Consider the following 4,744-nt stretch of genomic DNA (forward strand, 5'->3'; position numbering starts at 1 on the left):
GGCCGCCGGTGCCGCCGGTGATGAGCGCGGTGCCGTGGGAGGGGCGGCCTCGGCGCCCACGTCGCCCGGATGCTCGCCGCCGACGGAATCCCGCACCTGCTGCTCCTCAGCCGGCACGGCGACGCGGCCGCCGGCGCCCGCGAACTCGCGGCCGAACTGGAAGCGGCCGGCACCCGGGTGACCCTCGCCGCCTGCGACGTCACCGACCGCGCCGCACTGGCCCGGGTCCTCGACGCCGTACCCGCGGAACTGCCCCTGACCACCGTCGTGCACGCCGCCGGGGCCATGCAGCGCATGGCCCCGCTCACCGAACTGACCGAGGACGAGTTCGCGGCCGTCGGCCACGCCAAGATCACCGGGGCCCAGCACCTCGACGACCTCCTCGGCGACCACCCCCTCGACGCCTTCGTGCTCTTCTCCTCCGGCGCCGCGGTCTGGGGCAGCGCCGGGCAGGCCGCCTACGCCGCCGCCAACGCCCACCTCGACGCCCTCGCGCACCGCCGCCGGGCCCGCGGACTCACCGCCACCTCCGTGGCCTGGAGCTCCTGGCAGGGCGGCATGGTCGACGCCGAACTCAGCGCCGTCATGGAACGCATCGGCGCACCCGCCATGGACCCCCAACTCGCCATCGGCGCACTGAAGCAGGCCCTGGAGCACGACGAGAGCCACCTCGTCGTCGCCGAGTTCGACTGGTCCCGCTTCGCCCCCACGTACACGCTCGCCCGCCCCCGCCCACTGCTCGACGCACTCGACGACGTGACGCAGATCCTGTCCGCCGCGCCGGACTCCGCCTCCTCCGACGCGGACAGCCTGATGACCCGGCTCGCCGGCCTCTCCGCCGCCGAACGCGGCCGGGCGCTGCTCGACCTCGTACGCACCCGCGTCTCGACCCTGCTCGGCTACGACGCGCCCTCCCAACTCGACCCGCAGCGCGCCTTCGAGGATCTCGGCTTCGACTCCGTCGCCGCCGTGGAACTCCGCCAGGCCCTGACCGCCGCCACCGGCACCCAACTGCCCGCGACGCTGGTCTTCGACTACGCCACCCCCACCGCACTCGCCGAGCACCTGCACACCCGGCTCTTCCCCGACAGCGACGACACCGCGACGCCGATCCTCGCGGAGGTCGACCGGTTCGAGGAACTGATCGGGGCGCTCGGCATCGAGGAGATCCGCAGCAGCCGCATCACCTCACGGCTGCAGACCCTCCTCGACACCCTGACCACCCTCCAGAGCGGCGAAACGGGGGTGGCCGCCGTGCGGGACACGCTCGACGAGGCCTCCGCCGACGACGTCCTCGCCTTCATCGACCAGGAACTCGGCCTCGCCTGACACGGGCACGGGCACGCTGCCGGCATCTGACCCAAAGGACTCGGTGAGACCGATATGGCCAACGACGAGAAGATCCTCGACTACCTCAAAAAGGTGACCGCCGACCTGCACCGCACCCGGCGCCGCCTTCAGGACGCCGAGGCCGCCGCGCAGGAGCCCATCGCCATCGTGGCCATGGGCTGCCGCTTCCCCGGCGGGGTGACCACCCCCGAGGAACTGTGGCACCTGGTCGCCGAGGGCCGCGACGCCGTATCGGGCATGCCGGACGACCGGGGCTGGGACCTCGACCAGCTCATGGGCGAGGACGCCTCGCAGCCGGGCACCAGCTACGTGCACCAGGGCGGGTTCCTGCAGGGCGCGGGCGACTTCGACGCCGGGTTCTTCGGCATCGGCCCCATGGAGGCGGAGGCCACCGACCCGCAGCAGCGCCTCACCCTCGAAGTCGCCTGGGAGGCCTTCGAACGGGCCGGAATCGACCCGGAGACCCTGCGCGGCGGCCGCGTCGGCGTCTACATGGGATCCGGCATCCAGGACTACGGGGACTTCCCCGAAGGCGTACCCGAGGCCGTCGAGGCCTACATGGCCACCGCACGGGCCGCCTCCGTCATCTCCGGCCGCATCTCCTACACCCTCGGCCTCGAAGGCCCGTCCTTCACCGTGGACACCGCCTGCTCGTCGTCGCTCGTCGCCCTGCACCTCGCCGCACAGGCCCTGCGCCAGGACGAATGCAGCCTCGCGCTGGCCGGCGGCGTCATGGTCATGTCGACAGCTGCGCCCTTCGTCGCCTTCAGCAAGCAGCGCGGCCTCGCGCCCGACGGGCGCTGCAAGGCGTTCTCCGACACCGCCGACGGCACCGGCTGGTCGGAGGGCGCGGGCATCGTCCTGCTGGAGCGCCTCTCCGACGCCCGCCGCAACGGACACCCCGTGCTCGCCGTCGTACGCGGATCGGCCATCAACTCCGACGGGGCCTCCAACGGCCTCACCGCCCCCAGCGGCCCGTCCCAGCAACGCGTCATCCGCCAGGCCCTCGCCAACGCACGCGTACCCGGCGCCCACGTCGACGTCGTCGAGGCCCACGGCACCGGCACCACCCTCGGCGACCCGATCGAGGCACAGGCCCTGCTCGCCACGTACGGCCAGGACCGTACCGCCGAACAGCCCCTGCGGCTGGGCTCGCTCAAGGCCAACATCGGCCACGCCCAGGCGGCGGCCGGCGTCGGCGGCGTCATCAAGATGGTGATGGCCCTGCGCAACGGCCTGCTCCCCAGGACCCTGCACGTCGAGCAGCCCTCCACCCACGTCGACTGGACCTCCGGCCACGTCAGCCTGCTCACCGAGGCCGAACCCTGGGCGCGGAACGGTCACCCGCGGACCGCCGGCATCTCGGCGTTCGGGCTCAGCGGCACCAACGCGCACGTGATCCTCCAGGAGGCCCCGGCGCCGGAACCCGCCGCCGAACCCGCCACGACGGGCCGCGACAGCGCGACCGGTGCGACCACCGGAACGAGCGAGGGCAAGAGCGCGCAGCCGGACGAGGGGCAGCCGGCCAAGGACACCCGGATCCTTCCCTTCACCGCACCCGTCGCCCCGTTCCTCGTCTCGGGACGCAGCGCCGCGGGCCTGCGTGCCCAGGCGGCGCGGCTGGCCTCCTTCGTACGGGACGGAGCCGGCGCCGCCGCCCGCCCCCAGGACATCGGCCACGCCCTCGTCGCCACCCGCACCGCGTTCGAGCACCGCGCCGTCGTCCTCGGCACCGGCACCCTCCCGGCCGCCGGGAACGACAACGACCCCACCCCTGCGCCCACTTCCCTGTCCACCTCTCTGCTCACCGGCCTGGACGCACTCGCGGACGGCACCAAGGCGCCGCACGTGATCCGCGGCACCGCCACCGGCCCCGCCCAGGTCGCCTTCGTCTTCCCCGGCCAGGGCTCCCAGTGGGCCGGCATGGCCGTCGAACTCCTCGCCTCCTCACCGGTGTTCGCCGACCGGATGCGCGAGTGCGCCGACGCCCTGGCGCCCTTCACCGACTGGGACCTCCTCGATGTCGTCCACCAGCGCCCGGGAGCGCCCACCTTCGACGAGGTCGACGTCGTCCAGCCGGTCCTGTGGGCCGTCATGGTCTCCCTCGCGGGCCTCTGGCGCGCGTGCGGTGTGGAGCCCGCCGCCGTCGTCGGCCACTCCCAGGGAGAGATCGCGGCCGCCTGCGTCGCCGGGGCCCTCTCGCTGGAGGACGGCGCCCGCGTCGTCGCACTCCGCAGCAGGATCATCCGCCAGGACCTCGCCGGACGCGGCGGCATGATGTCGGTCGCGCTGCCCTCCGCACAGGCCGAATCGATGATGAGCGGATGGGGCGACCGGCTCCAGATCGCCGTGGTCAACAGCCCCTCCTCCACCGTCGTGTGCGGCGAGACGGAAGCCCTCGACGAGCTGTACGCCCACCTGGAGACGCAGGGCGTACAGGCCCGCCGCATCCCGGTGGACTACGCCTCGCACTCGGTGTTCGTCGAGGAGATACGCGACCGCCTGCTGGCCGAGATCGCCGAGGTCACCCCCCGCCCGTCCACCACGACCTTCTACTCCACGGTGACCGGCGGCCCAATCGACACCACCGCACTCGACGCCGGCTACTGGTACGAGAACCTGCGCCGCACCGTGCGCTTCGAGGACACCACCCGGGCCATGCTCGACGACGGGTTCACCCTCTTCGTGGAGGCCAGCCCCCACCCGGGCCTCTTCATCGCCCTCGGAGAGACGGTCGCCGCCGGCTCGGCCAACGCCACCGCGGTCGGCTCGCTGCGCCGCCACAGCGGCGGCCCGGACCGCTTCGCCCTGTCGCTGGCCGAGGCCTACGTGCACGGCGCCCCGGTCGACTGGAGCCTCTTCCACGACGCCGCGCCCACCCACCGCGTCGAGCTGCCGACGTACGCCTTCCAGCGCGAGCGCTACTGGGTCACCGCGCCCACCGGCGCCGGGGACGTGCTGACCGCAGGCCTCGAACCGGCCGGCCACCCGCTGCTCGGCGCCCGGGTCTCGGCTCCGGACACGGACGCCCTCAGCCTGACGGGACGCCTGTCCCTCGGCACCCACCCCTGGCTCGGCGACCACCGCGTGGGCGACTCCGCGTTCTTCCCCGGCACCGGACAGCTGGAACTCGCCGGCTACGCCGGTGACCAGGTCGGCTGCCCGGTGATCGACGAGCTGACGCTGGAGGCCCCGCTGATCGTCCCCGAGCGGGGCGGTGTGGCGGTACGCGTCACGGTCGGCACCGCCGACCCGGCCGGCCGGCGCCCGGTGACCGTGCACGCCCGCACCGAGGACGGCGACCAGCCGTGGACACGGCACGCGACCGGTGTCGTGGCGCCCGCCACCACGACATCGGGCGCGGGAACGCCCGGTGCCGAGGACGTGGCGTGGA

The 4,744-nt window shown here is 73.7% G+C and carries 2 protein-coding genes and 1 pseudogene; all 3 read left to right on the forward strand.

Annotation, left to right across the window (positions count from 1 at the left end; genetic code table 11):
- Positions 1-48: 48 nt before the first annotated feature.
- Positions 49-567, forward strand: a pseudogene (locus J1C73_RS35480) (SDR family NAD(P)-dependent oxidoreductase); the annotation flags it as partial.
- 246 nt (positions 568-813) lie between these two features.
- Positions 814-1,329, forward strand: a complete 516-nt coding sequence (locus tag J1C73_RS35485) for an acyl carrier protein (RefSeq protein ID WP_278186543.1) — start codon at positions 814-816, stop codon at positions 1,327-1,329.
- Positions 1,330-1,383: 54 nt separating this feature from the next.
- Positions 1,384-4,744: type I polyketide synthase (locus J1C73_RS11790; protein ID WP_207316325.1), on the forward strand; the 3,361-nt coding region annotated here is incomplete at its 3' end.

It is taken from the genome of Streptomyces laculatispora, from assembly GCF_017353455.1.
Classification (GTDB): Bacteria; Actinomycetota; Actinomycetes; order Streptomycetales; family Streptomycetaceae; genus Streptomyces; species Streptomyces laculatispora.